This window comes from Streptomyces sp., from assembly GCF_031178505.1.
Classification (GTDB): Bacteria; Actinomycetota; Actinomycetes; order Streptomycetales; family Streptomycetaceae; genus Streptomyces; species Streptomyces gulbargensis.
The window spans coordinates 1-1,982 of sequence record NZ_JAPSIW010000989.1 but is presented as its reverse complement, the minus strand read 5'-3'; the positions used below and the strand labels follow the sequence as shown (position 1 = coordinate 1,982).

Below are 1,982 nucleotides of genomic sequence, written 5' to 3'. Positions count from 1 at the left end.
GCACCAGCCGGGGGGTGCCCAGGGCGCGCACCGCCTCCAGGACGTTGAGCGTGCCCGTGACGTTGGTGTCCACGTAACTGTGGGGCGCCTGGTAGGAGTACGGGATCGCGATCAGCGCGGCCAGGTGGTAGGCGCAGTCGGCGCCTTCGAGCAGCCCGCGCACGGAGCCGGGGTCGCGGACGTCGCCGAGGACGATCTCCACCTGGTCGAGGACGTCGGGGGCGAGGGTCTCCAGCCAGCCGTAGGAGGAGAAGGAGTTGTACTGGGCCATGGCCCGCACCCGGTGGCCGGAGGCGACGAGCGCCTCGGTGAGGTGCGAGCCGATGAAGCCCTCGGCTCCGGTGACGGCGGCGAGCGGTGCGGAGGTCATGGGCGGGGTCCTTTCGGGACGGGACGGCGGGAGGGGGCGGCCGGGCGGCCGGACGGGTCAGACGTGCGGGGACGGCCGGCCCAGGACGGTGACGGTGAGGGCGACGAGGCAGGCGGCGGCCGGACCGCAGACCGCCGGCAGGAGCGCGGCAGGACCGGGCGGCCCCGTCGTCCAGGCGACCGCCCCGGCGACCGCGGCGGCGGCGAGACAGACGAGCGCCGGCGGCCACGCCACCCCGAACGCCTGGAGCAGGAGCGCCGTCCACAGCGCCGCCGCCAGGGTGAGCAGCGCCCCCGGATCCGAGCCGGTCAGCAGTGCCGCCGGCAACAACAGCAGCAGGTAGCCGCCGACGCAGCCGGCGAGGACGCCGCAGGAGCGGAGCAGGAACGCGCCGGGCGAGGCGGTGGCGCGCAGGGCACTCACCGACCAGCCCCGGTAACGGTGGAGAAGCCATTCGGCCGGTCCCATGCTGAGCGTCAGCACGATGACCGCGTACGGCTCCTGGCGGCCCTGCAGCATCGTGAGCACGGCCGCGGCCAGGCCGAAGAGGCCGTACGGCACCGAGGCCCGCAGCCGGGGCCGGGGACCGCCGCCGGGCGCGGCGGGCGCGGCGAGGCAGCCGGAGAGGACCCGCGCCGCCGCCGCGAGCGTCAGCAGGAGCGCCAGCAGCGGCAGGGCCAGCCGGATCAGGGCGCCCGGCTCCCACCAGGGGAGGACGGCGGCGCCGGCGATCAGCGGGGTGAGCGCGAGGAGCAGCAGCCGCTCCCGGCCGAGGACCAGCAGCACGCCCGCGCCCGCCAGGTAGAGCGACTGGGCCGCCGCGACGGCCGTGACCGGGCCGCCGCCGGCGGGCACGGCGGCCAGCCCGGTCGCCACGGCCGCGCCGAGCGCGGAGCCGGCCAGCAGGGTGCGCCCGGCCTCGCGCCGGCCGGCGACGAGCCGGAGATGGGCGCGGTGCCCGAGCCCCTGCCCCCACGCCCAGGAGACGGCGCCCGCCACCATGAGGACCGGGGCGTTCCCGCCCACGCTCCACAGCGGAGCGGTGAGGAGGTAACCGAGGGCGGGCAGGGCGAACAGCAGGCCGCGCAGCAGGCACCGCAGGGTGTCGGGGCGCCAGGGGTCGGGCGCGGCGGGCGGTTCCGGGAAGGTCCGGGGCACGCGCGCGTGGAGCGCGGCGGCCAGGGAGAACAGGGTGGGGTGGCCGTACCGCTCCTTGATGACGGTGGCGGAGAGGCCGTCCGCCTCCAGGAGCGCGGCGACCTCGTAGGGGTGGACGGCGGGGCCGATCCGGTCGGCGAGTTCGGCGGCGAGCGCGCTGACCGCCTCCTCGTCGGGGCCCCGGGAGGGCAGTCGGATCGTCAGGGTGGGGGAGTCGGGGAGGCGCCGGCGCGGACGGGGCGCGGCCAGCCGGATGGCCAGCGTGTCCTGCTCGGTGCCGCCGGGTTCCAGGGACATCGGGCCGCTCATCCGGCGAGGCTCCCGGTGCCGGTGCCGGTGACGGCCGGGGCGGGCAGGACGACGCGGGCGGGCACGGCCTCCACCGCACGCCGTCCGTCGGCGAGTTCGTGGTAGATGGCGCGGAAGGTGTCGATGGTCTGCCGGAGGGTGAACT

At 77.4% G+C, this 1,982-nt stretch carries 2 protein-coding genes; both read right to left on the bottom strand.

From position 1 onward, the window contains the following. On the bottom strand, positions 1-370 hold a 370-nt coding region (locus RIF68_RS35415), incomplete at its 3' end, for a GDP-mannose 4,6-dehydratase (RefSeq protein ID WP_309055696.1). A gap of 57 nt (positions 371-427) precedes the next feature. After that, positions 428-1,837 carry a hypothetical protein gene (locus RIF68_RS35410; RefSeq protein ID WP_309055694.1) on the bottom strand — a complete coding sequence of 470 codons (1,410 nt, stop codon included), beginning with the start codon at positions 1,835-1,837 and terminating at the stop codon, positions 428-430. Positions 1,838-1,982: the final 145 nt, after the last annotated feature.

Coding starts and splice junctions, on each gene's coding strand:
- RIF68_RS35410 (WP_309055694.1), bottom strand. CDS start 1,837: ATGAGCGGCCCGATGTCCCTGGAACCCGGCGGCACCGAGCAGGACACG.